The organism is Mesorhizobium sp. M0663 (genome assembly GCF_040320585.1).
Lineage (GTDB): Bacteria > Pseudomonadota > Alphaproteobacteria > Rhizobiales > Rhizobiaceae > Mesorhizobium.
Window position 1 is genome coordinate 41211 of the sequence record NZ_JAMYPX010000012.1, and the last position, 24808, is coordinate 66018.

Annotated in this window: 29 protein-coding genes; 9 read left to right on the plus strand and 20 right to left on the minus strand. The window is 61.5% G+C overall.

Translation table 11 applies throughout. The features are described 5' to 3' along the window. Positions 1 to 32: 32 nt before the first annotated feature. The 8 genes from glpD to NKI54_RS20620 all read right to left on the minus strand — a co-directional run bounded on the left by glpD (position 33) and on the right by NKI54_RS20620 (position 8642). On the minus strand, positions 33 to 1559 hold the full coding sequence (gene glpD / locus NKI54_RS20585; protein ID WP_352636767.1) for a glycerol-3-phosphate dehydrogenase: 1527 nt from the start codon (positions 1557 to 1559) through the stop codon (positions 33 to 35). A gap of 125 nt (positions 1560 to 1684) precedes the next feature. Further along, positions 1685 to 2452: a DeoR/GlpR family DNA-binding transcription regulator gene (locus tag NKI54_RS20590; protein WP_023674889.1), complete on the minus strand. Its 768-nt coding sequence runs from the start codon at positions 2450 to 2452 to the stop codon at positions 1685 to 1687. A 129-nt stretch (positions 2453 to 2581) separates the two neighbouring features. Then, complete coding sequence (locus tag NKI54_RS20595; RefSeq protein ID WP_352692307.1) at positions 2582 to 3994, minus strand: pyridoxal phosphate-dependent decarboxylase family protein; 1413 nt, start codon at positions 3992 to 3994, stop codon at positions 2582 to 2584. 58 nt (positions 3995 to 4052) lie between these two features. Beyond that, positions 4053 to 4784 (minus strand): proteasome-type protease, encoded by a 732-nt coding sequence (locus NKI54_RS20600; RefSeq protein WP_254817354.1) that lies wholly within the window; start codon positions 4782 to 4784, stop codon positions 4053 to 4055. A 31-nt stretch (positions 4785 to 4815) separates the two neighbouring features. After that, a complete protein-coding gene (locus NKI54_RS20605; RefSeq protein WP_352455718.1) occupies positions 4816 to 5610 on the minus strand; it encodes a transglutaminase family protein in 795 nt (264 codons plus the stop codon). Between the two features lie 61 nt (positions 5611 to 5671). Then, entirely contained in the window at positions 5672 to 6613 is a 942-nt protein-coding gene (locus tag NKI54_RS20610; RefSeq protein ID WP_352692308.1) for an alpha-E domain-containing protein, read from the minus strand. A 207-nt stretch (positions 6614 to 6820) separates the two neighbouring features. After that, positions 6821 to 8233, minus strand: coding sequence for a circularly permuted type 2 ATP-grasp protein (locus NKI54_RS20615; RefSeq protein ID WP_352448777.1), 1413 nt, complete (start codon positions 8231 to 8233; stop codon positions 6821 to 6823). A 172-nt stretch (positions 8234 to 8405) separates the two neighbouring features. Beyond that, positions 8406 to 8642, minus strand: a complete 237-nt coding sequence (locus tag NKI54_RS20620) for an Lrp/AsnC ligand binding domain-containing protein (RefSeq protein ID WP_023674883.1) — start codon at positions 8640 to 8642, stop codon at positions 8406 to 8408. 242 nt (positions 8643 to 8884) lie between these two features. Here NKI54_RS20620 and NKI54_RS20625 point away from each other — a divergent pair, with 242 nt between their 5' ends. Further along, positions 8885 to 9304 carry a DUF4864 domain-containing protein gene (locus NKI54_RS20625; protein WP_352455762.1) on the plus strand — a complete coding sequence of 140 codons (420 nt, stop codon included), beginning with the start codon at positions 8885 to 8887 and terminating at the stop codon, positions 9302 to 9304. 28 nt (positions 9305 to 9332) lie between these two features. Here the strand turns inward: NKI54_RS20625 and NKI54_RS20630 are convergent, their stop codons facing one another. The 8 genes from NKI54_RS20630 to coaD form a co-directional block, all read right to left on the minus strand. Next, the gene (locus NKI54_RS20630) at positions 9333 to 10712 is read right to left on the minus strand and encodes a glycosyltransferase family protein (RefSeq protein WP_352636769.1); all 1380 of its coding nucleotides are present in this window, start codon (positions 10710 to 10712) and stop codon (positions 9333 to 9335) included. Between the two features lie 221 nt (positions 10713 to 10933). Next, positions 10934 to 12064, minus strand: a complete 1131-nt coding sequence (gene tgt, locus NKI54_RS20635) for a tRNA guanosine(34) transglycosylase Tgt (protein ID WP_352636770.1) — start codon at positions 12062 to 12064, stop codon at positions 10934 to 10936. Positions 12065 to 12072: 8 nt separating this feature from the next. Continuing rightward, positions 12073 to 12342 (minus strand): hypothetical protein, encoded by a 270-nt coding sequence (locus tag NKI54_RS20640; RefSeq protein WP_023674879.1) that lies wholly within the window; start codon positions 12340 to 12342, stop codon positions 12073 to 12075. Then, positions 12332 to 13417 carry a tRNA preQ1(34) S-adenosylmethionine ribosyltransferase-isomerase QueA gene (queA, locus tag NKI54_RS20645; protein WP_352692309.1) on the minus strand — a complete coding sequence of 362 codons (1086 nt, stop codon included), beginning with the start codon at positions 13415 to 13417 and terminating at the stop codon, positions 12332 to 12334. Before queA ends, NKI54_RS20640 begins: the two co-directional genes overlap by 11 nt. Positions 13418 to 13429: 12 nt before the next feature. Further along, positions 13430 to 13828, minus strand: coding sequence for a hypothetical protein (locus NKI54_RS20650; RefSeq protein WP_352455713.1), 399 nt, complete (start codon positions 13826 to 13828; stop codon positions 13430 to 13432). Beyond that, the gene (locus NKI54_RS20655) at positions 13825 to 14337 is read right to left on the minus strand and encodes a peptidylprolyl isomerase (protein ID WP_352636771.1); all 513 of its coding nucleotides are present in this window, start codon (positions 14335 to 14337) and stop codon (positions 13825 to 13827) included. Before NKI54_RS20655 ends, NKI54_RS20650 begins: the two co-directional genes overlap by 4 nt. Positions 14338 to 14366: 29 nt before the next feature. Further along, positions 14367 to 14957, minus strand: coding sequence for a peptidylprolyl isomerase (locus NKI54_RS20660; RefSeq protein ID WP_502898235.1), 591 nt, complete (start codon positions 14955 to 14957; stop codon positions 14367 to 14369). Positions 14958 to 15032: 75 nt separating this feature from the next. Next, positions 15033 to 15533, minus strand: coding sequence for a pantetheine-phosphate adenylyltransferase (coaD, locus tag NKI54_RS20665; RefSeq protein ID WP_023674874.1), 501 nt, complete (start codon positions 15531 to 15533; stop codon positions 15033 to 15035). Positions 15534 to 15728: 195 nt separating this feature from the next. Between coaD and NKI54_RS20670 the strand changes: the two genes are divergently transcribed. Continuing rightward, positions 15729 to 15881: a hypothetical protein gene (locus NKI54_RS20670; protein ID WP_254817366.1), complete on the plus strand. Its 153-nt coding sequence runs from the start codon at positions 15729 to 15731 to the stop codon at positions 15879 to 15881. Between the two features lie 55 nt (positions 15882 to 15936). Here the strand turns inward: NKI54_RS20670 and gyrA are convergent, their stop codons facing one another. Continuing rightward, on the minus strand, positions 15937 to 18747 hold the full coding sequence (gene gyrA, locus NKI54_RS20675) for a DNA gyrase subunit A (protein WP_352636772.1): 2811 nt from the start codon (positions 18745 to 18747) through the stop codon (positions 15937 to 15939). A gap of 148 nt (positions 18748 to 18895) precedes the next feature. Next, complete coding sequence (locus NKI54_RS20680) at positions 18896 to 19723, minus strand: helix-turn-helix transcriptional regulator (protein WP_352593499.1); 828 nt, start codon at positions 19721 to 19723, stop codon at positions 18896 to 18898. A gap of 86 nt (positions 19724 to 19809) precedes the next feature. On the opposite strand from NKI54_RS20680, the gene NKI54_RS20685 reads away from it, so the two are divergent. Together NKI54_RS20685 and NKI54_RS20690 are read left to right on the plus strand one after the other, a co-directional pair. Beyond that, a complete protein-coding gene (locus tag NKI54_RS20685; RefSeq protein ID WP_352455708.1) occupies positions 19810 to 20340 on the plus strand; it encodes a hypothetical protein in 531 nt (176 codons plus the stop codon). 74 nt (positions 20341 to 20414) lie between these two features. Next, positions 20415 to 21044 carry a MarC family protein gene (locus NKI54_RS20690; RefSeq protein ID WP_023674869.1) on the plus strand — a complete coding sequence of 210 codons (630 nt, stop codon included), beginning with the start codon at positions 20415 to 20417 and terminating at the stop codon, positions 21042 to 21044. 8 nt (positions 21045 to 21052) lie between these two features. On the opposite strand, the gene NKI54_RS20695 is transcribed toward NKI54_RS20690, so the two are convergent. Together NKI54_RS20695 and NKI54_RS20700 are read right to left on the minus strand one after the other, a co-directional pair. Beyond that, entirely contained in the window at positions 21053 to 21478 is a 426-nt protein-coding gene (locus tag NKI54_RS20695) for an OsmC family protein (protein ID WP_352613765.1), read from the minus strand. A gap of 123 nt (positions 21479 to 21601) precedes the next feature. Beyond that, positions 21602 to 22114 (minus strand): single-stranded DNA-binding protein, encoded by a 513-nt coding sequence (locus tag NKI54_RS20700; protein WP_352448761.1) that lies wholly within the window; start codon positions 22112 to 22114, stop codon positions 21602 to 21604. Between the two features lie 208 nt (positions 22115 to 22322). Here NKI54_RS20700 and NKI54_RS20705 point away from each other — a divergent pair, with 208 nt between their 5' ends. From NKI54_RS20705 to NKI54_RS20725, 5 genes are all read left to right on the plus strand, one after another. Beyond that, complete coding sequence (locus NKI54_RS20705; protein ID WP_352636773.1) at positions 22323 to 22712, plus strand: cupin domain-containing protein; 390 nt, start codon at positions 22323 to 22325, stop codon at positions 22710 to 22712. A gap of 82 nt (positions 22713 to 22794) precedes the next feature. Further along, positions 22795 to 23109 carry an ArsR/SmtB family transcription factor gene (locus NKI54_RS20710; protein WP_352448759.1) on the plus strand — a complete coding sequence of 105 codons (315 nt, stop codon included), beginning with the start codon at positions 22795 to 22797 and terminating at the stop codon, positions 23107 to 23109. After that, the gene (locus tag NKI54_RS20715; protein WP_352455703.1) at positions 23106 to 23630 is read left to right on the plus strand and encodes an SRPBCC family protein; all 525 of its coding nucleotides are present in this window, start codon (positions 23106 to 23108) and stop codon (positions 23628 to 23630) included. Before NKI54_RS20710 ends, NKI54_RS20715 begins: the two co-directional genes overlap by 4 nt. 26 nt (positions 23631 to 23656) lie before the next feature. Continuing rightward, positions 23657 to 24262 (plus strand): ATP-dependent Clp protease proteolytic subunit, encoded by a 606-nt coding sequence (locus NKI54_RS20720; RefSeq protein ID WP_352502501.1) that lies wholly within the window; start codon positions 23657 to 23659, stop codon positions 24260 to 24262. Beyond that, positions 24259 to 24657 carry a hypothetical protein gene (locus NKI54_RS20725; protein WP_352692310.1) on the plus strand — a complete coding sequence of 133 codons (399 nt, stop codon included), beginning with the start codon at positions 24259 to 24261 and terminating at the stop codon, positions 24655 to 24657. The genes NKI54_RS20720 and NKI54_RS20725 overlap by 4 nt, the downstream gene beginning before the upstream one ends. Positions 24658 to 24808 lie beyond the last annotated feature (151 nt).

The window sequence follows — 24808 nt, forward strand, 5'->3', positions numbered from 1 at the left end:
CCTCCCAGGCTTTCTGCATCAGTCGGCCGTTCCTATTCGGCAGCCGCTACGTGCTGCCGGCTTATTCCGCGCATGAACTCGTCGAGCACTGCCGCCTGCTCACGGCTGAGACGCAGGCCGCGCTTGGTCCGGCGCCACAATACATCCTCGGCAGTCATCGCCCATTCGTTTTCGACTAGGTAGCGCACCTCGGCTTCGTAGAGATCGGCGCCGAAGTTGCGGCCAAGATCGACGTTCGACTTGGCGAGGCCCAGCAGCTTCCTTGCGCGGGTGCCGTAGAGCCGGGTCAACCGGCGGGCCAGCCGGGCGTCGAGGAACGGGTACGCCGTTTTCAGTTTCGCCACCTCGGCATCGAAGCCGGTGACGGGAAAGTCACCGCCGGGCAGCGGCGCGTTTGCCGTCCATGGTTTGCCGCGCTTGCCGAGAAAACCCTCGATCTTCTCGAGCATCGATTCCGACAATCGGCGGTAGGTCGTGATCTTGCCGCCAAAGGCGTTGACGATCGGGGCGGCACCCTCGCCTCCATCGGCCTTCAGCACATAGTCTCGGGTGGCTTCCTGCGCCTTTGAGGCGCCATCGTCGTAGAGCGGTCGCACCGCGGAATAGGTCCAGACGATATCCGACGGCTTGACCGGCTGCGCGAAATATTCGCTTGCCGCAGCGCAGAGATAGTCGATCTCGGCGTCATTGATCCTGACGTTGTGCGGATCGCCGGGATAGTCACGGTCGGTCGTGCCGATGAGCGTGAATTCGTCCTCGTAAGGGATGGCGAAAATGATGCGCCCGTCCTTGTTCTGAAAGAAATAGGCGCGTGGGTCGTCGAATTTCTTGCCCACGACGATATGGCTGCCTTGTACGAGGCGGACATTGTGCACGTCGTTCAAACCGACGGTGGCCGACAGCACCTGATCGACCCACGGGCCGGCGGCATTGACCAGCAGCCGCGCCTTGACCTCCTCGGTATCGCCGGTCCGCACATTTTCAAGCCTGACCGTCCAGAAATTGCCTTCGCGGCGTGCGCTGACGACCTTTGTTCGGGTTCGAATGGTTGCGCCGCGCTCGGCAGCGTCGCGGGCGTTCAACACAACCAGCCGGGCATCGTTGACCCAACCGTCCGAATATTCGAACGCCTTTCGAAACAGCGGCTTCAGCGGCTTGCCGGCCGGATCCTTGGCCATGTCCAGCGTTTTCGTCGGCGGCAGCAATTTGCGCCCGCCAATATGGTCGTAGAGGAAAAGCCCGAGCCGGATGAGCCAGGCCGGACGCAGTCCCTTGGCGTATGGCAGCACGAAGCGCATCGGCCAGATGATATGCGGCGCGTTCTTCCACAGGACCTCGCGTTCCATCAACGCTTCGCGCACCAGACGGAATTCGTAGAATTCGAGATACCGCAAGCCGCCGTGGATCAGTTTGGTCGAGCCGGAAGAGGTCCCGCTGGCCAGATCGCTCATCTCGGCAAGAAAAACCGAAAAGCCACGTCCAACGGCATCGCGGGCGATGCCGCAGCCATTGATGCCGCCACCGATGACGAAAATGTCATGAATCGGTGATGCGCTCAAAGAATCCTCCCTCGATTTCGCATTGCAGCATTTTTGGGTTCTTGCGAAACCGTCGAGGAATTATTTCGAAATGATAACGAATGTCAAACGAAATATGATAGGCGGAAGATGCCGCTACGGCATCTCTAGGAGAGCGACGTTTCGATCAGCTGAACTTCTGCCTCCTGGCAGATCTTACGCACCGACGGGATGTCGCAACGATCGGTAATAAAGGTGTTGACCTGCGACAGATGGCCGATGCGGACGGGCGCGGTGCGCTCGAATTTGGTCTGGTCCGACACCAGGATCACATGTCGGGCGTTGGCGATGATCGCCTGAGCCACCTTCACCTCGCGAAAATCGAAGTCGAGCAGTGCGCCGTCATGGTCGATGGCCGAGGCGCCGATCACCGCAAAATCGACCTTGAACTGCCTGATGAAATCGACCGCGGCCTCGCCGACCACACCACCGTCGGAACCGCGCACGACACCGCCGGCGATCACCACCTCGATCGAAGGATATATGCGCATCCTGTTGGCAACATTGATGTTATTGGTGATGACCATCAGGCCGCTGTGATCGAGCAGCGACTTGCTGACAGCTTCCGTCGTTGTCCCGATATTGATGAACAGAGACGCGTTGTCGGGGATCAGCCGGGCTGCTGCGCGGCCGATCGCCTCCTTCTCCTCGGCGGCGATCTTGCGCCGAGCCTCATATTCCATGTTCTCGATGCCGGAGGGGAACAATGCCCCGCCATGGATGCGGGACAAAAGCCGCTGGTCGCAGAGATCGTTGAGATCCTTGCGGATCGTCTGCGGCGTCACGTTGAAATGCGTCGCCAGCTCCTCGACCAGTACGCGGCCATGGTCCTTGGCCATCTGGATGATTTCGGAATGACGCGGCGACAGATACATCTAGCAAACCTCTCATTTTCGTTTTTCTCGTCTATAGCTGAAAACGAAAGCCATGAACAGGTATGGGCCGGCTAATGAAAATCGGGCGACTGCAGAGAGAAAAGCTCCGGCGCAATCTCGACGAGGCTATCAACTCAGCCCCCGCGCGATCTCAGTGATGACCTCGAAAGCAGTATCGACGTCCGCCGCAGTCGTTTCGAACTGCCCGACCTGAAAGCGGATCGCCACCTGCCCGTCCACCCGGGTCTGCGTCAGGTAGATGCGGCCGTCATCGTTGATCGCGCTGACCAGCCGCAAATTGTGCTCGTCAGAGTCGATGGCCGCAGCCGCGAGATGGCGGAATGAGAATAGCGACAGCATCGGTTCCGTGACGATCTCGAAATCCGGTTCCCGAGCCAGCCGCGCGGCGAGGCTCTCGCTCCAGGCGACATGGTTGCGGATCATGTTCCGCAGATTTTCCAAGCCATGCGCACGCAGCAGGAACCAAAGTTTCAGCGCGCGGAACCTCCGTCCGAGCGGCACCGACCATTCGGAGTAGTTGATGACCCCGTCGCGGCCATGCGTCTTGAGGAATTCGGGCTTGATCGCCAGCGTGCGGACCAGGTCTTCCGGCTGGCGGATGAACTGCATCGAGCAATCGAACTGTGCCCCCAACCATTTATGCGGGTTGAAGACGATGGAATCGGCATTTTCGGCGCCGGTCCAGAAATGCCGGAACTCGGGGCAGATCATGGCGGAGCCGGCCCATGCGGCATCGACATGCAGGTAGAGCCCGTGCCGCTTCGCCACCTCGGCAACAGCCGCCACATTGTCGGTGCCGCCGGTACTTGTGCCGCCGACGCTGGCGATGATGCCCGCCGGCAGCATGCCGTTTTCGCGGTCGGTAACGATCGCGGCTTTCAGAGCCGCCGTCTGCATGGCGCGGAAGGGTCCGGCGACCGGAATGCGCACGAGGTTCGCCTCGCCGATGCCCGACACCCAGATCGCCCGGTCGATGGAAGTATGGACCTGGTCGGAAGAATAGACCCTCACGACCGGCTGCCCTTGCAAGCCGTTCTTGTTGCCTTGCCAGTCGAGCGCGCGCTCGCGCATGGTCAGCACGGCGGCAAGCGTCGCCGACGAAGCCGAATCCTGCATGACGCCGGAGAATCCCTCCGGCAAACCAAGCGCCTGCCGCATCCAGTCGACGACACGCGTCTCGAGCTCGGTTGCCGCCGGCGAGGTCTGCCAGAGCATGCATTGCGCGGCCATCGCGGAAACCAGATACTCGGCCACGACGGAGACCGGTGCCGCATTGGCCGGGAAATAGGCGAAGAAACGCGGATGCTGCCAGTGCGTCATGCCAGGCAGGATCTTTTGTTCGAAATCGGCGAAGATTGCCTGCATCGTTTCACCGTCTTCCGGCGGCGCGGCATCGACGCTTTTGAAGATTTCGCCCGGCTCGACAAGCGGCCGCACCGGTCTCTCGCGAAGGCTGTTTCTGTAGTCGACGCCCCATTCAGCCGCTCGCAGCGACCACTCGCGGAATTCGTTGCTATTCATCTTCGCCTCCGTGGCGCCTCATCGAGCCGCGATCAAAGAGCACGAAAAACGAAGGTTTTCATTCGGGAAAATCAGGCAGACTGGCAAAGGCGGTCTTCAGCGCGTTCGACCAGCTATCCGAGATCGTACGATAATATTGATCGTCCTGGGTTATTCGCTTTTTGAGGCCGACCTTGAAAGTGTCCTTTTCATAGAACAGCAGGTCGAGCGGCAGGCCGACCGACAGGTTCGACTTCAGCGTCGAGTCGAACGACACCAGCAGCAATTTCACCGTCTCGGCGAAACTCATCGTCCTTTCATAAGCGCGGATAATGATCGGCTTGCCGTATTTGGTCTCACCGATCTGGAAGAACGGCGTGTCGTCGGTCGATTCGATGAAATTGCCTTCCGGATAGATCATGAACAGGCGCGGCGCGCTGCCCTTGATCTGACCGCCGAGGATGAAGGAGGCGTTGAAGTAGGAATCCGCCTTTTCGCCCGCCGGCGACGAACTGGCGATGACCTCCTTGACGGTGTCTCCGACCAACCGGACTGTCTGGTACATGGAGGGCGTTTCGAGCAGCGTGGCACGGCGCTCCGCCACTGCCTTGGTGCGTTCGTCGAGCAGGCTGACCACGGCCTGCGTCGTCGCCAGATTGCCGGCCGACATCAAAACGATGACGCGCTCGCCCGGCTCTTCCCAGACATGCATCTTCCTGAAGGTCGAAATCGAATCCATGCCGGCGTTGGTGCGCGTGTCCGACATGAACACGAGCCCGCGATCGATCTTCAGGCCGACGCAATAGGTCATCGAATCTCTTTGGCAACAATCTTGCCGGGGATTACTGCTCCACGGTGACGGTGACCGCAAGCTGTTCTTCCGCCTGTCCCAGCCGAATTCCAGATACCGGCGTGGCGTCGCGATAATCGCGGCCGGTCGCCACCTTCACATAACGCTCGTCCGGAGAAATGCCGTTGGCGACATCGAAGGCGACCCAGCCGAGGCCCGAGACATGCGCCTCGGCCCAAGCGTGGCTTGCCGCCTGCTCGATGGCCGCATCCATCATCAGGTAGCCGCTGATATAGCGGGCCGGAAAATCCATGGCACGCGCCGCGGCAACGAAGATGTGGCTGTGGTCCTGGCAAACGCCGGTCTTGAGCGCCAGGGCCTCTTCGGCCGGCGTCGTCACGTTGGTGGTGTCCGGCGTATAAGCGACGCGCTCGCCGATCACCGCCATCAACCGGTGCAGCCTTTCGATGTCGGTACCCTTGCCGACGGAGGCAGCAAGCTCGCGAATGCCGCTGCCGATCGTCGTCAGCGGCGTTTCCTGGCCGAACAGCCAGAGCGGCGCGAAACCCTGGTGCGGTCCGCAGACGCCAGCGGTGTCGCGCGTCACCACTTCGCCGGCTGCTTCGACGGTGATGAAGTCGCGCTCGCCCTCGACGCTCAACAGCCGGGTATCATTGCCGAAATGGTCGGTGAAGCGCACTTCCTCGCGTGCGCCTTCGATCTTCAGCGCCCAGGACAGTACCGTCTGGGTGCGCCCGTTCACCGGGAGCAGCCGCAAACGCTGCAACAGATAGTGCACCGGCGCATCGTAGCGGTATTCGGTTCGGTGGGTGATCTTCAGCCGCATCGCTCTCGTCCCTGGAGCATGAGCTTTTCCGAAAACCGATCTCCGCTTTTTTGGATCATGCTCAATAGAACCTGTAATCCTCCGCGATCTCGTCGCCGAGCCTGGTGTTGTCGCGGATGAAATTGGCCAGGAATTCGTGCAGGCCGGCGTCGAAAATATCCTTGATCGACCCGGCCGTCAGCATGGCCTGAGTCTTGGAAGCCGTTGCATGACAGGCGTGGCGCTCCCCATAGTCGTCACCCAGGAATTTGAGATGCTCCGTCAGGAAGCGGTAGCAAAAGGTCAGCGAGCGCGGCATGCGGACGTTGAGGATCAGATAATCGGCGATGTTGCTCGGCTTGTAGTCGGCATCATAGACCCAGCGATAGGAACGGTGCGCCGACACCGAGCGCAGGATCGATTCCCACTGGTAGTTGTCGAGCGTCGAGCCGACCCAGGAGATCGACGGCAACAGCACGTAGTATTTCACATCCAGGATACGCGCGGTGTTGTCGGCGCGTTCGACATAAGTGCCGAGCTGCGAGAAATCGAAAATCTCGTTGCGCAGCATCGTGCCGTAGAACGAGCCGCGGATCAGCGCCGTCTCGCGCTTGATTGCGTCGAGTGCGTTGGGCAGGTCGCGCTCGTCGATCGGCTTGGCCAGCATCCGCTTCAGCGACATCCAGGCTTCGTTGATGCTTTCCCAGGTTTCACGCGTCAGTGCCGTGCGCACCATGCGGGCATTGTTACGGGCCGTTTCGATAGACGACATCGTGCTCGACGGGTTCGATGTGTCGCGCAGCAGATAGTCGGCGACATTGGCGGCGGTGTAGTCGGAATATTTCTGCGTGAAGCTGGCGTCTGAACCGGCGCTGAGCAGCACCGAATTCCACTCCTCCGAAGCGTTCTGGGTACGAGTCAGCGCCATGCGCAGGCCGGCATCCACCAATCGCGCCATGTTTTCCGCCCGCTCGATGTAGCGGTTCATCCAGTAGAGCCCGTTGGCGGTGCGGCCGAGAAGCATGTCAGGCGGTCCTGTGGTGAATAGTGAAAGGTGAATGGTGAATGGTGACTATCCAGATTCCAGGGCACGATTCCGCGCGCTTCACTTCAGGGCATTTCACCAACATCAACGACCCCATATCCTTATCTATTCACTATTCACTATTCACTATTCACTATTCGCTATTCGCTATTCGCTATTCGCTATTCGCTACTCGCTACTTCCACTCTAATCATCCAACACCCACGTATCCTTCGTGCCCCCGCCTTGCGAGGAATTGACGACCAGCGAGCCTTCCTTGAGCGCTACTCGGGTCAGCCCGCCGGGCACGATCTGGATACGGTCGGAAACCAGCACATAGGGGCGCAGATCGACATGGCGCGGCGCCAGCCCCTTGTCCGTCAGGATCGGACAGGTCGACAGCGCCAGCGTCGGCTGAGCAATGTAGTTCGACGGTTTCGCCGCGAGCTTTTTGGAAAAATCCTCGCATTCCTTCTTGGTCGCCGCCGGACCGACCAGCATGCCGTAACCGCCGGACCCGTGGACCTCCTTGATAACCAATTCATCGATGTGCTCGAGCACGTATTTCAGGCTGTCCGGCTCCGAGCAGCGCCAGGTCGGGATGTTGCCGAGCATCGCCTTGCGGCCGGTGTAGAATTCGACGATCTCGGGCATGTACGAATAGATCGCCTTGTCGTCGGCGATGCCGGTTCCCGGCGCATTGGCGATCGTGATGTTGCCGGCGCGGTAGACGTCCATAATGCCCGGTACGCCAAGTGCCGAGTCGGGGCGGAAGGTCAGCGGATCGAGGAACGAGTCGTCGACACGACGGTAAAGCACGTCGATCTGCTTGTAGCCCTCGGTGGTGCGCATCGCGACATGGCCATCGACGACGCGCAGATCCTGCCCCTCGACAAGCTGCACGCCCATCTGGTCGGCAAGGAAAGCATGTTCGAAATAGGCTGAGTTGAAGCTGCCCGGCGTCAGCACGGCAATGGTCGGCGCGCCCTTGGTGCTTTGCGGCCGCACTGCCGCCAGCGACTGGCGCAAGAGCTGCGGGTAATTCTCAACCGGCCGCACCTTGATCTGCTGGAACAGCTCGGGGAAGAGCTGCATCATCGTCTCGCGATTCTCCAGCATGTAGGAGACGCCGGACGGCGTGCGCGCGTTGTCCTCCAGCACGTAGAACTCGTTCTCGCTGATGCGTACGATGTCGACGCCGATGATGTGGGTATAGACGCCGGCCGGCGGCCGCACCCCGATCATCTCGGGCAGGAACGCCTCGTTCTTGGCGATCAACTCCTTCGGCACCCGGCCGGCGCGCAAGATCTCCTGGCGGTGGTAGATGTCGTCGAGAAAGGCGTTCAGCGCCTGGACGCGCTGCTCGATGCCTTGCGTCAGCCGTCGCCATTCATTGCCCGAAATGATGCGCGGAACGATATCGAAGGGTATCAGCCGCTCCGATGCTTCCTGCTCGCCGTAGACGGCGAAAGTGATGCCTGTCTTGCGAAAGACGCGTTCGGCGTCCTGCATCTTCTCGGTAAGTCTGGCCGGGTCCTGTTCCTTCAGCCAGCGATCGTAAGCCGAATACGGTTTTCTCAGCCCGGAAACTTCCGGAAGCATTTCATCGAACGCTGCCAATCGCATACTCCCCTGTGGCGCCATTTCACTGGCCTCGCTGGAGAAAATCAAGCGCAATCGGTGATTTGTTGGGCGCCGGCGATCAGTATATCGCACTTGCCTAAAATTAAGGCAGCACCAATAGGGCCTTGATCAGGCTTTGCCTGGTGTCCGGGCAGATGCCGGATGCGGATCAAAACGCGCGAAAGGTGACGACCGTGAACGTGTCCTTGATGCCCGGGAGAATCTGCACTTTCTCGTTGACGAAGTGGCCGATGTCTTCCTCGTCGTCGACATAGAATTTGGCGAGCAGGTCGTAGTTTCCGGCTGTCGAGTAGATTTCCGAAGCAATCTCGGCATCGGCCAGGGCGCTGGCAACGTCGTAGGCCTTGCCCAGATCGCACTTTATCTGCACGAAAAATGCCTTCATTGCCTGGTCCTGCTCACATCGCACGCTCTAGGTATAATCGAGCGGCCCTTGTGGCAGACTGCCGTTCGCCTTTCAAGCATCGGCAATCGCTCAGGCTGTTCTCGCCTCGACAATGCTTTCTCGGCTCGGACACGGACTGCCACGCCGAATGTTTGCGCTCGGCTGAAACCCTGAAGCACTGCAAAGCGTATGGTATCATGTACCTTCAGGCAGCGATTTCTCAGGGACAACGGAGACAGGCCATGCGCCGCGCGTTTTTCGCATTCGCAGTCGTTCCATTCATTTTCGCATCCCAGGCCTTTGCTGGCGACGCCGAAGTCAAAGCGGCGCAGACGGTCATCGATGGGCAGTTGAGGGCCTTCATCGCCAATGACGGAATGACGGCCTACAGCTTTGCCGCACCGAATGTGAAACGCATCTTTCCGACCGTCGATACCTTCATGAACATGGTGACAAAAGGCTATCCGCCGGTGCGCCAACCGCAGACCTACTCCTTCGGCAAGGTTCGCGAGACGAGCCCGACGTCGATCATCCAGCAAGTGCTGATCGTCGGCCCGGATGGCAAGGACTACGAGGCGGTCTACACGCTCGAACTACAGCCTGACGGCAGCTTTCGGATCACCGGCTGCAGCCTGCGTGCGTCCACGTCGCTCAGCACCTGAGGGGCGCTTGAGGAGGGGCAGAGCTGTTTCAATCCTGTCGCCGGTAGAGCGTCCAGCTCAGGCCTGAAAACCCCCAATGCCTCGACGCATCGGCCCGTTCATACGCCAGAGCGCATGCGGCCGTCGGTTCGACATGTTCGGCTTGTTTGTCCATGTCCCCCTCGAGGACCAGCCAGGCGGGCCGTTCGATGCACATCCCGTCGTCTGGAACCAGCAATGCCCGACGATCCATTCGCGCCGCAAAATAGTTGACGACAATGGGGGTGCGGAAATTACCGTCGCTGGCATAGGTGGTTGCGCCGTTCCTGGTCATTTCATCGACGATAGCGGCGTAGGAGCCGCGTCCATATTGATAGAACTGAAGCAGCGACGAAATGCTGCCACTCACCACGATCACCAGCGCTCCCATCGCAAGCAGCCTGGCAGTCCCGCGAGCATCCAGGCCGCGGCCAATCATCTCGCCGGCCCAGAGCAGCAGCAATGTTCCGCTGATGATGAAATAGCGCGGGAACTCAAGGTTGGGCAGATGCGCCGCCGCCATGAGCAAAGGCAGTCCGATAATCCCGATCGCATAAAGGCTGGCTCGACGACCGCGCCAGACACCGGCGGAGAGGCCGACAAGACAGCAGGCGGCAACGATGTAGGGCCCGTCGCCGAACCAGGGTGGCAGCCCGAACAGAGAGCGGATCATCCCGCCATAGCCCTGCGCGAAGGCGGCAATCGAGAACGGCGAAACACCACCGACACTGAAGCCGAACAGCCTGCCGCCGACAAACACGCCGACAGCCAGCGGCAGCACGGCAAGCAAGCCCGGCAGGAAGATCGACGCCAGGTCCGCAACGACACGGCCGACCTTCGCCGTACGCTGCCAGGCGAGCCAGGCGGTCCATATTGCGAGGACCGCCACCATTCCGATCATGGTGAGGTGGCACAGGAAGCCGAAAAGGATCGCCGCTGCCAAGGCCACGCCAGACCACCGTCTACTGTCGAGCCGGCGCTCCAGAAAAACGACCGACAGCAGCGTGAACAGCACAAGGCCGGCATAGCCGCGCGCCTCCGAGCCGTAATGGATCATTGGGTAGCTCACGGCAAACAACAGGCTTGTGGCAATCATCGCCTGTCGTCCGCGCGATGCGGCGCTCACTGCCGCCGCACCGATCGTGGCAACACCTAATGCTATCGACAGACCTCGCTGGATCAGCGGCGAAGCATCGGGGCCAATGAGATAGAGATAGACCGAGTTGAGGAAATGATTGTTGTCGTGATTGACGCGCCAGAATATCTGGTCGATCGAGGTCAGCGGCTCGATCAGCGCAAAGCTCCAGATCTCGTCCAGCCAAAGGTCGCCGCGCGCGCCAAGCAAGCGCAAGACCAGGCCGGTCACTGCGATCGCCAGAATCGCAAGCAACGACCCAGCCGTCCATCGCTGAACCGCGATGGGGGTCGAAGGCGAAAGCTCGGCGATGCCGTTCGTCCGCACCGTCGTGCCAGGAACTGAAACTTGCCCCGAAACGAACAGGTTCTTGATCCTCGCCCGATGTCGTCCGGCAATGCTTATTAGGCAGTCGTTTCAAAACAGTTCATGGCAGGGGCAACTCTTCCCTGGAGCCGGATTCCTGGCGAGCATGCCTACCGGACGGCGAGGTCACCGTTTGCCCATTGCTGCGTGATGATCTCGGCTTGTTCGGCGAACCTGCCAGCCTCGATCGCTTCACGAATGTCGCGCATCAGCTGCTGGTAATAGGACAGATTGTTCCAGGTCAGGAGCATCGCCCCAAGCGCCTCTTGCGAGCGCACCAGATGGTGCAGATAGGCCCGCGAATAGTCGCGTGCGGCCGGGCAGTCGCTTTCCTCATCGAGCGGACGCGGATCGTCGGCATGGCGGGCGTTGCGCAGATTGACCTTGCCGCGCCGTGTGTATGCAAGGCCGTGGCGCCCTGCCCGCGTCGGCATCACGCAGTCGAACATGTCGATGCCGCGCGCCACCGACTTCAAAATGTCGTCCGGGGTGCCGACGCCCATCAGGTAGCGCGGCCGGTCAGCCGGCAGCTCCGGGCAAGTGATGTCGAGCATCTCCAGCATCACCGCTTGCGGCTCGCCGACAGCCAGCCCGCCGATAGCATAGCCCTTCAGCTCCATTGCCTTCAGCGCCTGCGCCGAGCGCAGCCGCAGATCCGGCACGTCGCCGCCTTGCACAATGCCGAACATCGCCTTGCCGGGCTGCTCGCCGAATGCCGTCTTGCAACGCTCGGCCCAGCGCAACGACAACTCCGTGGCGCGCTCGATCTCGTTCTGCTTGGCCGGCAGCGCCGTGCATTCGTCGAGCTGCATCTGGATGTCGGAATCGAGCAGCCCCTGGATCTCTATCGAACGCTCCGGCGACATCTCGTAGGCGCCGCCGTCGATATGCGAACGGAAGGTCACGCCGTTCTCGGTCAGTTTCCGCAGCTTCGACAGCGACATCACCTGGAAGCCGCCGCTGTCGGTCAGGATTGGATGCTGCCAGCGGGCGAATTCATGCAGGCCGCCGAGCCGCGCCACGCGCTCGGCGCCGGGTCTTAGCATCAGGTGGTAGGTGTTGCCGAGGATAATGTCCGAGCCGACGCCGCGCACCTGATCCATATACATGGCCTTCACCGTGCCGCCGGTACCGACCGGCATGAAGGCAGGCGTGCGGATTTCCCCGCGCGGCATGGTGATTGCACCACGCCGCGCCCTGCCGTCGGTCGCCAGCACCTTGAAGGTGAATGCGTCAGTCATTGAATTCCCTAACCATCGAACTCCTTGTCGAATACCGGCGCGTCCGGGGCCTGCTTGTCGAGCGATTGCCGGTAGCGGATGCAGCCGCGCATGAATTTCGGCCACGGCGGCACGGCAATCGCCGGCTCGGTCTTTTCGGGCAAAAGTGACCAGAGGTCGGGATGATGCCAGCACAGATCATGGCCGGTGGCGTCGCGGTGTTGGCGGATTCCGGCGCGCAGTTTCCTGACCTCGGCAATCAAGGCTTCGCGGCCGAAGGTTTCCAGGTCATCGTCCATCGGTATCCTCCCTGAACAGAAGACTTGCGTCTCCATAGGAATAAAACCTGTAGCGGTTCTCGATCGCATGCGCATAGGCCGCGCGCATCGTCTGCAAACCGCAGAAGGCCGAAACCAGCATGAACAGAGTCGAACGCGGCAGATGGAAATTGGTCATCAGCATGTCTGCGGTCTTGAAGCGATAGCCGGGCGTGATGAAGATGTCTGTCGGGCCTGACCATGCGGCCAGCCTGCCGTCCTCGCCGGCCGCGCTCTCCAACAAGCGCAGCGATGCCGTGCCGACGGCGATAATGCGCCCTCCTTTTGCCTTCGCCGCATTCAGCGCTTCGGCGGTTTCCGGGCTGACCGAACCGGTTTCGGCGTGCATCTTGTGGTCGGCGGTGTCGTCCGCCTTCACCGGCAGGAACGTACCGGCGCCGACATGCAGCGTGACGAAACGGCGCTCTATGCCCTTGGCGTCGAGCGTCGCAAACAGCTCCGGCGTGAAATGCAGCCCTGCCGTCGGCGCGGCCACGGCGCCCTCCTCCTTGGCATAAATGGTCTGGTAATCGCTGCGGTCGCGTTCGTCGTCGTCACGCTTGGAAGCGATGTAGGGCGGCAGCGGGATGTGGCCGACGGCATGCAGCGCCTCGTCGAGGAACGGACCTGACAGGTCGAAGCCGAGCAGCACCTCGCCACCTTCTCCCTTCTCGATCACGGTCGCATCGAGTTGGCCGAGAAAGCAGGAATTGGCGTCATGACCGAAATGGATGCGATCGCCGGCGGCGATGCGCTTGCCCGGACGCATGAAGGCGAGCCAGCGGTCGGGCGCCATCCGCATATGCAGCGTGGCTTCGACCTGCGCCGCCGCCTCGCCGCGCCGCCTGATGCCCTTCAATTGTGCCGGAATGACCTTGGTGTCGTTGAAGACCAGCAGATCACCGGCCTTGAGCAGGGCCGGCAGGTCGCGCACTGTCCGGTCCTCGAGCCCCTCACCCGGCCTGACCACCAGCATCCTGGCACTGTCGCGCGGCTCGGCTGGGCGAAGCGCGATGCGCTCCTCCGGCAGATCGAAGTCGAAAAGGTCGACGCGCAAGAGATCCCCGCCTCAAGGTTCCGGGCAGGTCACCGCCCAGGCGCCAACACCGTCTATGCTCAATGTGCCGCCCATCGCGAAACTGGACTGCTCGCTGGCCTTGACCAGTCGCAATCTGGCGACGATCGAGCTGATGCCTTCGTCGGTGAGGTCGATAAGCATGCGCTCGTCGTCTTCGAATGCCTGTCCAACGATGACTTTCGTTGAGCCTGGCTGTCCGTCCGTGGTCCATGTCTTGCCGCCGGCATCCAGCCACACACGCGCGACCGCAATGACGGCCGTGTGTCCCATCAAAACGTCAATCGATGCCGCGCCGCCGTCGGCGCTGCAGACGATCGATTCCGTTGCCAGCGCCGGAGTGGCCGCCGCGACGAGCACAAATGCGATGGCCGCGACAGCCCGGCCGGTCATTTCACGTCGGCCGCGACCTTGAGCGACACGATCTTGTCAGGATCCTGCACCGGTTCGCCGCGCTTGATCTTGTCGACGTTGTCCATGCCTTCGACGACCTGGCCCCATACCGTGTACTGGCGGTTGAGGAAGGCGGCATCGTCGAAGCAGATGAAGAACTGCGAATTGGCCGAATTCGGGTTCTGCGAGCGCGCCATCGAGCAGGTGCCGCGGCCGTGGTTGGCGTTGGAGAACTCGGCCTTCAGATCGGGTTTGTCGGAACCGCCAGTGCCGGCGCGCGATGGCGCGAAAAACGGCTTGTTGGAATTGCCGAACTTCACGTCGCCGGTCTGCGCCATGAAGCCGTCGATGACGCGGTGGAAGACCACGCCGTCATAGGCGCCTTCGCGTGCCAGTTCCTTGATACGGCCGACATGGCCGGGCGCCAGATCTGGAAACAATTCGATGACGACCTTGCCCTTGGTCGTGTCCATGATAAGCGCGTTCTCGCGGTCCTTGATTTCGGCCATGTCAGAAATATCCTTTTGAACAATTGGGGTTACTTGCCGTCCGCGGCGATGCGCACCTTGATCATGCGATCGGGGTCGGTCACCGTCCCGTTCTGCGCCTCGTCGCCTTTCTTGATGTGGTCCACCAGCTCCATTCCGCTGACGACATTGCCAACGATGGTGTACTGGCCATCGAGCGGCGGTGCCGGCGCGAACATGATGAAGAATTGCGAATTGGCGGAATTCGGATCGTCGGAGCGGGCCATGCCGACCACGCCGCGCTGGTAGTGCTCGGTGCCGGAGAATTCGGCCGGCAGGTCAGGAAGATCGGAGCCGCCGGTGCCGACAGCGTCGGCATTGAAGCCGCTCTTCATGTTGCCGAACTTGACGTCGCCGGTCTGCGCCATGAAGCCGTCGATGACGCGGTGAAAGGCGACGTTGTCGTAGGCGCCCTGGCGCACCAGCTCTTTGATCTGCGCGACGTGCTTCGGCGCAAGGTCGGGCCTCAGCGCGATGGTCACGTCGCCGTCCTTCAGCGTTACGATCATGGTGTTTTCCGGATCGGCGGCAAAGGCCGACACGGATGCGGTCACAAGACCGGCAAGCACGGCAAGCAAGAAGGCAAGCTTTTTCAGCGGCATGGGATCTTTCTCCGAATATCTTCGTTCATGCATGTCGTTACCCAAAGCCGGGTTCCACTTTTGGGTGACATGCATTTATTTCGCGAATTTGGCGGTGAGCGCGCCGGCCACGGCCGCCGGCACGAAGGGGCGGATATCGCCTCCCATCGAAGCTATCTGGCGCACAAGTGTGGCGGTAATGGTGCGCACTGAAGGGCTGGCGGGCAGGAACACGGTCTGCAGCTCCGGCGCCATGGTCTCGTTCATGCCGGCCATCTGCATCTCATAGTCAAGATCGGTGCCGTCGCGCAGGCCGCGGATGATGATCGAGGCGCCATGCTTCCTGGCCGCATCGATGACCAACCCGTCGAAGGCGACTACTTTGATACGCGCACCGTCGCTGCCGAATTCCGCCTTCGCGGCCGTTTCGATCAGGCCAACCCGTTCCTCGAAGGAAAACAACGGCTTCTTGCCGGGATGGATGCCGATCGCCGCATAGATTGTATCCGCCACGGCCAGCGACGCCTTCAGCACGTCGAGATGGCCGTTGGTCAGCGGGTCGAAAGAGCCGGCATAAAGGGCGATGCGTTCGGTCATGGCAGGTGCTTCTAGCGAGCCTCTCCTCTAAAGGCAAATCCGATCGCCAGCCCGCCCCATGAACCTTTTGGCCGACGTGAACGACAGATGAATGTGCCGCTCACAACAGCTTCACGCAGTGTTCACTAAGTTGCAGCTGCAGAAGATGAAACCAAACACCCATCTAATCGTTGTTAGGCGCAGGAGAACACGCACATGCTGATCTACATGCTCGCCACCGCAATGACCGTCGCCATGCTGATCGCTACCGTATTCGGGTTGCATCAGGAAGCACAGCGCGTCCGCGCCAAGGCCAATACCAAGCGGTTCGAAGGCTTCGGCAACCGCAAGCCTTATCGCCACTTCTAGATTGCGGGGGTGTCTTCACACGCCGGCCCATAGGGCTGGCGCCATCGTGGCAAACTCACTCGACGGTAGTATCAGGCTCCCCACCTTCGGCATCGGTGGAAGCGCCACCTTCAGCATCGACACTCTCTTCGATCTCCTCGTCCGCTTGCGGTTCTGAAATCCGCTCCACCGAAACGACCTTCTCGCCCTCTGCGGTATTGAAGATGGTAACGCCCTTGGTGGCGCGGCTGGCGAAACGAATGCCGTTGACCGGGACGCGGATGACGGTGCCGCCATCCGAAACCAGCATGATCTGATCGTCATTCCCGACCGGGAAGGTCGCCACCAGGCGGCCGATTTCAGCCGTTTTCGAGACGTCGGTGGCGCGAATACCCTTGCCGCCACGGCCAGTCAGGCGGAAATCGTAGGACGATGAACGCTTGCCGTAGCCATATTCCGTCACCGTCAACACGAACTGCTCGTGCGCCTTGAGGAATTCATAGCGGTCGTCGGAAAGCTCCGCCTCTTCGCCGACCTCTTCATTGGTGAGCTGGATTTCTTCCTCCTCGCCGGCCGCGATGTCAGCAGCGAGCCGGCGTTCGGCCACCACCCGCTTGAGGTAGGCGGCACGCTCCGCCGGCGGCGCATCGACATGCTCGATCACCGCCATCGAGATCACCCGGTCGCCATCGGCCATCGCAATGCCGCGCACGCCGACCGAATTGCGGCTCTGGAAGACGCGTACGTCGCTGACCGGAAAGCGGATGCACTGGCCGGAACTTGCCGTCAAAAGCACGTCGTCATTGTCGGTGCAGGTCTCGACGCCGAGGATCTCGTCGCCTTCCTCGTCCAGCTTCATGGCGATCTTGCCGTTGCGGTTGACCTGGACGAAGTCCGACAGCTTGTTGCGACGTACGGTGCCGCGCGTGGTGGCAAACATGACGTCGAGCTCGCCCCAACTCGTCTCATCCTCCGGCAGCGGCATGATCGTGGTGATGCGCTCGCCCTGTTCGAGCGGCAGCATATTGATCAGCGCCTTGCCGCGCGATTGCGGGTTGCCGATCGGCAGGCGCCAGACCTTTTCCTTGTAGACGATGCCGCGCGAGGAGAAGAACAGCACCGGCGTGTGCGTGTTGGCGACGAACAGCCGGGTGACGAAATCCTCTTCCTTGGTCGACATGCCGGAGCGGCCCTTGCCGCCGCGGCGCTGCGCCCGGTAGAGCGACAGCGGCACGCGCTTGATGTAGCCGGAATGGCTGACCGTGACGACCATGTCCTCGCGCTGGATCAGGTCCTCGTCTTCCATGTCCGCCCCGCCCTCGGCGAGTTCGGTGCGGCGCGGCGTGCCGAACTCGTCGCGCACGGCCATGAGCTCGTCCTTGACGATCTGCTGGACGCGGGCGCGGGACGAGAGGATGTCCAGGTAGTCCTTGATCTCGTCGCCGATCGTGTTCAGCTCGTCGGCGATCTCGTCGCGGCCGAGCGCGGTCAGGCGCTGCAGGCGCAGTTCGAGGATGGCGCGCGCCTGCTCCTCGGAGAGATTGTAGGTACCGTCCTCGTTGATGCGATGGCGCGGGTCGTCGATCAGAAGAATCAGCGATTCCACGTCGCCCGAAGGCCAGCGCCGCTCCATCAACTGCTCGCGCGCCGTCTGCGGGTCCGGAGCGCTGCGGATCAGCTTGATGACTTCATCGATGTTGGCAACAGCGATGGCAAGGCCGACCAGCACATGGGCGCGGTCGCGCGCCTTGCGCAGCAGGAATTTTGTGCGCCGGCTGATCACCTCCTCACGGAAGGCGACGAACGCCTTCAGCATGTCGGTCAGCGTCAGCAATTCCGGCTTGCCGCCGTTCAGTGCCACCATGTTGGCGCCGAAGGACGTCTGCAGCGGGGTGAAGCGGTAAAGCTGGTTGAGGATGACATCGGCGACCGCGTCGCGCTTTAGTTCGATGACGACGCGGTAGCCCTGGCGGTCGCTCTCGTCGCGAATGTCGGAAATGCCTTCGATGCGCTTGTCGCGCACCAGCTCGGCCATCTTCTCGATCATCGACGCCTTGTTCACCTGATAGGGAACCTCGGTGATGACGATCGATTCACGATCGTTGCCGCGCGCCTCGACGTTGACGCGGCCGCGCATGACGATGGAGCCGCGGCCGGTCGAATAGGCGCTGTAGATGCCGGAGCGGCCGAGCACGATGCCGCCGGTCGGGAAATCCGGCCCCGGAATGATCTCCATCAGTGCCGGAAGGTCGATCGCTGGATTATCGATGAGGGCAATGGCGCCGTTGCAGACCTCGCCCAGATTGTGCGGCGGAATGTTGGTGGCCATGCCGACGGCGATACCGCCGGAGCCGTTGACCAACAGGTTCGGAAAGCGCGCCGGCAGGACTTTCGGTTCGCTGCCCGACGCATCGTAAGTGTCCTGGAAATCGACGGTGTCCTTGTCGATGTCTTCCAGCAACTCATGCGCGACCTTGGTCAGCCGCGATTCCGTGTAGCGCATCGCCGCCGGCGGATCGCCGTCGATCGAGCCGAAATTGCCCTGCCCGTCGATCAGCGGCACGCGCAGCGACCAATCCTGCGCCATGCGCACCAAAGCGTCGTAGATCGAGGCGTCGCCATGCGGATGGTATTTACCCATCACGTCGGCGACCGGGCGTGCCGATTTCACATATTTGCGGTTCCAGTGATAGCCGCTCTCATAGGCGGCGTAGAGGATGCGGCGATGCACCGGCTTGAGGCCATCGCGCACGTCCGGCAGCGCGCGGCTGACGATCACGCTCATGGCGTAATCGAGATAGGAGCGCTGCATCTCCTCGATGATGGATATCGGCTCGATGCCGGTGGGGCCGCCGTCGGCGCCGCGCGGTGTCTTTTGGTCGGTCAAATCGGATCACAATCTAATCAGGAATCACTTGGTGCTTATATAGGAAGCCAGCCTGAAACTCCAACAATCGCGGCAGTTTTCCAGTGTGGTTTTTAGCGGCAAATTCAAAAGGATAAACCAATTGCGACGATATGGCCGTGGCACCCTTTCACGGGCGTCGCCGGCGGGCGCGATAAGTACCCGGCGCCTCGCCCATCAGCCGCCGGAAACGACGATTGAAGGTTGATAGATCGTTGAATCCCGCCGAAAAGGCAATCGCCGAAATCGTCTGATCCGACGTCCGGAGCCGCACGGCTGCCCTGTGCAGCCGCGCTCTCAGCAGGAATTGGTAGGGCGTCATACCGGCGACGTGCCGGAAGGTGCGCAGGAAATGGTAAGGGCTGGTGGCGGTCTCGTCGGCGAGTTCGGCAAGCGAGATCGGCCGGTCGGCATCGACTTCGATGCGCCGCACCGCTTCGGCAACACGCTTCTGGTCACGGCGGCTCGGCGTCCGTCCCCGATCCGTGGCGCTGCAAGCCGCTGTCACCGCGGCACCGGCAATGCGCAGGGCGAGTTCCTCGAACGCGCCGGTGTCGGCCATCTCGCGCGCCGCCTCCGCTTCGGCAAGCAGCGGCACCAGCGCCGGCAAGGGCGGCAGGCGCGGCGTGCCGAAATCGAGCGTCTTCGTGCCCGGCACGTCGGCGACGATCCGCTCCATATAGGCCGGTCCGAAATGGAAGGAGAGGCAGCGGTCGCCGGCGCCATGCTCGTGACCGCATTCATAGCATGTGCCGGGATTGCCGAGCAGGAGCGCGCCCGGCGCCAGCATCGCCGTGCCCTCGCGCGCACGATAGCGGAAGGTGCCGTTGGTTACGGCGGCAACGCAGAAATCCCGATGCTCCTCCTCGAATGGCCTGTCGGCGGCGCTGGCGGTGCAGATGACATCCGACACCTGCCAGCCTCGGCCCGACGCCAGCCTGTGCGCGCTCGTCGTCATCGCCGAAACATAGCAACTTTTCCCAAGCGCAGAACCCCTGTCGGCCTCTATGCTTGCCGGTCTCCTGACAAGATGAGAGCGAAGCCATGTCCAATTCCTTTGCCAAGGCCCTGCACAGCGATGGGCCCGTACCGGCCCTTGCCGAGAAACTGAATCTTTACGGCCGCTTCGTCGGCGCCTGGACGTTCGACGCCACGCGCCATCTCGAGGACGGTCAGGTGCTGACCGGGCGCGGCGAAGTGCATTTCGGCTGGGTGCTCGAAGGCCGCGCGATCCAGGACGTATGGATCCTGCCTGCCCGTGACGCCGGCCCCTCGCCCTCGCTCGGCAAATGGACCTTCTATGGCACGACGTTGCGCGTCTACGATCCCGGCGTTGACGCCTGGCACATCTTCTGGAGCGATCCGCGCAATCAGTACTACAGCCGCCAGCTCGGCCGCGCCGAGGGCGACACCATCATCCAGCAAGGCGCAGACGGCACCGGATCTGCCGTGCGCTGGAGCTTTTCGCGCATCACCGAAAATTCGTTCCGCTGGCTGGGCGAACGCTCACAGGACGACGGCGCCACCTGGCGTCTCGAAGTCGAGTTTCTGGCGCGCCGGGCCGTCAGCCCCTGATCCGCATGGTTTCCACTGCCTCCGCTTTGCTCTACCAATCCCGTTATCCGGCTTTGCCGGCGGGGAGGGTCAGCATGCCGAGCTTCGACAGCCTGTTCAACGCCTTCGTCACCATACTGGTGACGATCGATCCGCCCGGCCTTGCGCCGCTCTTCCTCGCCGTGACCCGCGGCATGAACCGCGAGGAGCGCAACCAGGTCTCCGTGCGCGCCTCGGTCATCGCCTTCCTGGTAATGGCGTTGTTCGCAATCGCCGGCGCGTCGATCCTGTCAGTCTTCGGCATCACTCTGCCGGCCTTCCGCGTCGCCGGCGGCTTTCTGCTGTTCTTCATCGCCTTCGAAATGGTGTTCGAGCGCCGGCAGGACCGCAAGGAGAAGATCGGCGACGTCGCCATCACCAGGGACATGATCCACAACATCGCCGCCTTTCCGCTGGCGATCCCGCTCATTGCCGGTCCCGGCGCGATTTCGGCGACCGTCCTGCTCTCAAGCTCGTTTCAGGGTTTGGGCGCGCAGACAGCCCTTGTCGGCATCATCGCCATCTGCCTCGTCATCACCTACCTGGTGTTCGTACTGTCAGAGCGCATCGACCGTATCCTCGGCCAAACCGGCCGTTCGATCCTGACAAGGCTGCTCGGCGTCATCCTGGCGGCGCTCGCCGTACAGTTCGTCGCCGACGGCATCAAGGCGCTGATGGCGACGTAGGAACAGCCCTACTTCGCTGTCGTTTCAATGACTTCGAAGTCGTGGGTAATCTCGGCAGTCTTGGCCATCATTGCCGAGGCCGAGCAGTATTTGTCGATCGAAAGCCCGATCGCCCGCTTCACCTTGTCGTGTGATAGCGCCCGGCCCTTGACGACAAAATGCATGTGAATGCGGGTGAACACCCTGGGATCGGCTTCTGCACGGTCGGCATCGAGTTCGACCACGCAATCTTCGACCGCCTCGCGCCCCTTTTCGAGGATATGGACCACGTCATAGGCCGAGCAGCCGCCAGTGCCGATCAGCACCAGTTCCATTGGGCTCGGCCCCGGCGTCTTGCCCTCCGGCCCGAACGCAGTGCCTAGCACCAGCTTGTGCCCATTGGCGGACTCGCCAACGAAAGTGCGCTCCTCGACCCATTTGACCCTTGCCTTCACCTGATACGTCCTTTCACCGCTCAAACGCACAACGTCCCGAAAATCCAAGACAGATTTTCGGGACGCCATTTCGTGACCAAGGTGCCGGCGCTTTTCGCCGCAAGGGCAGTCCGCCCCGAGAAATCAGAACGGGATTTCGTCGTCTAGCTCGCGCGACGAACCACCGCCGCCGCCCTTGTTGGCGCCACCGCGATTGAAACTTTCGCCCGGGCCGGACTGGCCGAAATCGGAACCGCGGCTCGCACCACCACCGGCATAGTTGCCGACCTGACCGCCGCCCTCGCCCCGCGCATCGAGCATCTGCAGCTCGCCGCGGAATTTCTGCAACACGATTTCGGTCGTATAGCGGTCATTGCCGGTCTGGTCCTGCCATTTGCGCGTCTGCAGCTGGCCCTCGACATAGACCTTCATGCCCTTCTTCAGATACTGCTCGGCCACCTTGGCGATCTGGTCGTTGAAGATCACGACATTGTGCCACTCGGTCTTTTCCTTGCGCTCTCCGGATGTCTTGTCGCGCCAGCTTTCCGACGTCGCGATGCGGATGTTGACGACCGGGTCACCCGAATTCAGGCGGCGGATTTCAGGGTCCGCCCCGAGGTTGCCCACCAGAATGACCTTGTTGACGCTACCCGCCATGACACTTCTCCGCGCTCATCCGAAACCAATTTTTGTCGCTGCACCTTACAGGCTATGGATAATCCCTGCCTGCCGTCGCTGCCTTTTCCCACAACGTTTTTGTTCTCTTTTCGTTCTATAGTACAGGCGCTGCGCTGTCAATAGATGTCAGTAACAAGTAGTGTCTTGGCGTCGAATTTCCACGAACCCTGAGATCGAGGCGAACTCAATGAAGATGGTCGAGCATGACGATCAGCCGCAAGAAGAATGGCGGACGGGAGTAAAGACCCGCATGCATGTCTCTGCCTGCAACGGCGCAACTCAACTTTGCATATTTGAACAATGGGTCGAACCCACGGTTGGCGCCCCGACACATTGGCACCCGGTCGAGGAAGTGCTTACCGTCATCGCTGGCAGGGCCGAGATGTGGATCGACGAAGAGCATCTCGTCTTGACTGCCGGACAGTCGCTTGTTGTTGCCGCGCACAGGCGACATGGCTTCCGAAACGTCGGCTCCGAATTGCTTCATATTCATGCTGTGCTCGCGTCACCAGTTTTCGAGGCGACGTTCAACGGATCCCCCGACATGGTGAGACGCTGGCTTCCAGCGAGTTTGTAAAACCTCGCCTGTCTTAAAAAACACCGCCTGTCTTAAAAAACACGGCTTGCCAAACCGATAAGTATTGACTTATGCTTTCGCCATGATCGAAGCAGACATTTTTCGGGCACTAGCGGATCCAACGCGTCGCGCCGTCTATGAGCGGCTCGCCGACGGCGAGATGACGGTGTCGGAACTGCGCACTGGCATACCGGTATCGCAGCCGGCGGTATCGCAACATCTCGCAGTGCTGCGCGGCGCCGGCCTCGTGGTCGAGCGCCGGGCCGGTCGCAACGCCTATTACCGCGTCGATCCGAAGGGGCTTGCGCCGCTGCTCGGCTGGATCGAACGCTACCGTGCGTTCTGGCCAGAGCGCATCGAAAGGCTCAAGACGGTTTTGAAGGACATGGACCAATGACCAGCCGAGGCAAAGAACGCGCCGAAATGGCCGCAGACAAGATCGAGTTCGAGTGCGAGCTGCCCGAACCGCCGGAAAAGGTGTGGCGGGCGCTGACGGTGCCGGACCTGCTCGCGGCCTGGATGATGCCGAACGACATCAAGCCCGAAATCGGCAACCGCTTTGCCTTTAAAGCGCCGAATGCGCCGATCGAGTGCGAAATCCTCGACGCGGATCCCGGACGGCTGCTGCGCTATTCCTGGCGGGAGCGGCCGGCGCCCGGCGATACGCAGGTGCCGCCCGGCAGTCCCCTGGACAGCGCAATGAACGACAGCCCAGTGGACAGCATCGTCACCTTTACGCTCGACCGCACCGTTTCCGGCGGCACGCATCTGCGCATCGTCCATGATGGTTTTGCTCGGGCAGCAGTGCCGGAGATCGCGATGGCAGGCGCCGGTTGCCGGCTTTCCTTTGAAGCGCGCACTCCCAGGCACAAACAGATCGCCGCAAACACCCCGCGCCTCTTCCTGCGCGCGGCCTGAACGACAACAGTCAACGGAGACAACCGATGAGCGGCCTTGCCAATCTGGTGCCGATGGTGATCGAGCAGTCGAGCCGCGGCGAACGTGCCTTCGACATATTTTCGCGGCTGCTGCGCGAGCGCATCGTCTTCATCAACGGGGCGATCGACGACGGCACCTCGGCGCTGGTCTGCGCCCAGCTTCTGTCGTTGGAATCCGACAATCCCGACAAGGAGGTCTCGCTCTACATCAACTCGCCGGGCGGCGTGGTGACCAGCGGTTTCGCCATCTACGATACGATGCAGTATATCAGCTGCCCGGTCTCCACGGTTTGTATGGGCTTCGCCGCCTCGATGGCCTCGTTCCTTTTGATGGCCGGCACACCGGGGCGGCGCATCGCGCTACCCAACACCAGCATCGTGCTGCATCAGCCTCTCGGCGGTTTCCAGGGCCAAGCCTCCGATATCCAGCGCCATGCCGAGGGCATCCTTCGCACCAAGCGGCGCATGACCGATCTTTACGCCCGCCATTGCGGCCGCACCTACGAAGAAGTGGAACGCACGCTCGACCGCGACTTTTTCATGACCGCGCAGGAGGCCAAGGATTGGGGCCTCGTCGACCATGTTTTCGACACTCGCAAGCAGGCCGCATGAACGAGCCGGGCCGGCGGACGGAACTGAGGCGATTGAGCGCCCGCAATTTCAGCGCCATCGGTCTGGTCTTGCCGCTATCGCGGCACTATAGTCCGGCGATGACCGCCAGCCGCTCATCCAGCCTGTTATGCCTTGCCATCGCTACCGTAGCCGGCACGAACATGCTGGTGGGTATGGCACTTGCCCAAGATAATTCGACGTCTTCGCAAAAGGGCACCCTGCCCGGTGTGACCAGCGATTATCGCATCGCCGAGCCAGCGCCGCAGCCTGAGCCTGACGACGTGGCTCCAGGCAGCGGCAACGGCACCTTCAAGATTGGCGATACCGACGTTCGGATTTCCGGTAGCATCACCATCGATGTCGCTACCGGCGGGATCAGGCCCTCCAGCCGCTAAGTTCGCCTGGTGTGAACCACAAATATTGCGCTTCAAACGAACAGCCCCGCCATTGCGTTTGCAACTGACGGGGCTTCTTGGATCTGAAATCCAAATTGCCGGGAGTGTACTGCCGGCATTTTATTTCGGATGCTTCGCGGCATTCAGCCGA

Coding starts and splice junctions, on each gene's coding strand:
- NKI54_RS20590 (WP_023674889.1), bottom strand. CDS start 2,452: ATGTATCTGTCGCCGCGTCATTCCGAAATCATCCAGATGGCCAAGGAC.
- NKI54_RS20595 (WP_352692307.1), bottom strand. CDS start 3,994: ATGAATAGCAACGAATTCCGCGAGTGGTCGCTGCGAGCGGCTGAATGG.
- NKI54_RS20600 (WP_254817354.1), bottom strand. CDS start 4,784: ATGACCTATTGCGTCGGCCTGAAGATCGATCGCGGGCTCGTGTTCATG.
- NKI54_RS20605 (WP_352455718.1), bottom strand. CDS start 5,610: ATGCGGCTGAAGATCACCCACCGAACCGAATACCGCTACGATGCGCCG.
- NKI54_RS20610 (WP_352692308.1), bottom strand. CDS start 6,613: ATGCTTCTCGGCCGCACCGCCAACGGGCTCTACTGGATGAACCGCTAC.
- NKI54_RS20620 (WP_023674883.1), bottom strand. CDS start 8,642: ATGAAGGCATTTTTCGTGCAGATAAAGTGCGATCTGGGCAAGGCCTAC.
- NKI54_RS20625 (WP_352455762.1), top strand. CDS start 8,885: ATGCGCCGCGCGTTTTTCGCATTCGCAGTCGTTCCATTCATTTTCGCA.
- tgt (WP_352636770.1), bottom strand. CDS start 12,064: ATGACTGACGCATTCACCTTCAAGGTGCTGGCGACCGACGGCAGGGCG.
- NKI54_RS20640 (WP_023674879.1), bottom strand. CDS start 12,342: ATGGACGATGACCTGGAAACCTTCGGCCGCGAAGCCTTGATTGCCGAG.
- NKI54_RS20650 (WP_352455713.1), bottom strand. CDS start 13,828: ATGACCGGCCGGGCTGTCGCGGCCATCGCATTTGTGCTCGTCGCGGCG.
- NKI54_RS20655 (WP_352636771.1), bottom strand. CDS start 14,337: ATGGCCGAAATCAAGGACCGCGAGAACGCGCTTATCATGGACACGACC.
- NKI54_RS20660 (WP_502898235.1), bottom strand. CDS start 14,957: ATGCCGCTGAAAAAGCTTGCCTTCTTGCTTGCCGTGCTTGCCGGTCTT.
- coaD (WP_023674874.1), bottom strand. CDS start 15,533: ATGACCGAACGCATCGCCCTTTATGCCGGCTCTTTCGACCCGCTGACC.
- NKI54_RS20670 (WP_254817366.1), top strand. CDS start 15,729: ATGCTGATCTACATGCTCGCCACCGCAATGACCGTCGCCATGCTGATC.
- NKI54_RS20680 (WP_352593499.1), bottom strand. CDS start 19,723: ATGACGACGAGCGCGCACAGGCTGGCGTCGGGCCGAGGCTGGCAGGTG.
- NKI54_RS20685 (WP_352455708.1), top strand. CDS start 19,810: ATGTCCAATTCCTTTGCCAAGGCCCTGCACAGCGATGGGCCCGTACCG.
- NKI54_RS20690 (WP_023674869.1), top strand. CDS start 20,415: ATGCCGAGCTTCGACAGCCTGTTCAACGCCTTCGTCACCATACTGGTG.
- NKI54_RS20700 (WP_352448761.1), bottom strand. CDS start 22,114: ATGGCGGGTAGCGTCAACAAGGTCATTCTGGTGGGCAACCTCGGGGCG.
- NKI54_RS20705 (WP_352636773.1), top strand. CDS start 22,323: ATGAAGATGGTCGAGCATGACGATCAGCCGCAAGAAGAATGGCGGACG.
- NKI54_RS20710 (WP_352448759.1), top strand. CDS start 22,795: ATGATCGAAGCAGACATTTTTCGGGCACTAGCGGATCCAACGCGTCGC.
- NKI54_RS20715 (WP_352455703.1), top strand. CDS start 23,106: ATGACCAGCCGAGGCAAAGAACGCGCCGAAATGGCCGCAGACAAGATC.
- NKI54_RS20720 (WP_352502501.1), top strand. CDS start 23,657: ATGAGCGGCCTTGCCAATCTGGTGCCGATGGTGATCGAGCAGTCGAGC.
- NKI54_RS20725 (WP_352692310.1), top strand. CDS start 24,259: ATGAACGAGCCGGGCCGGCGGACGGAACTGAGGCGATTGAGCGCCCGC.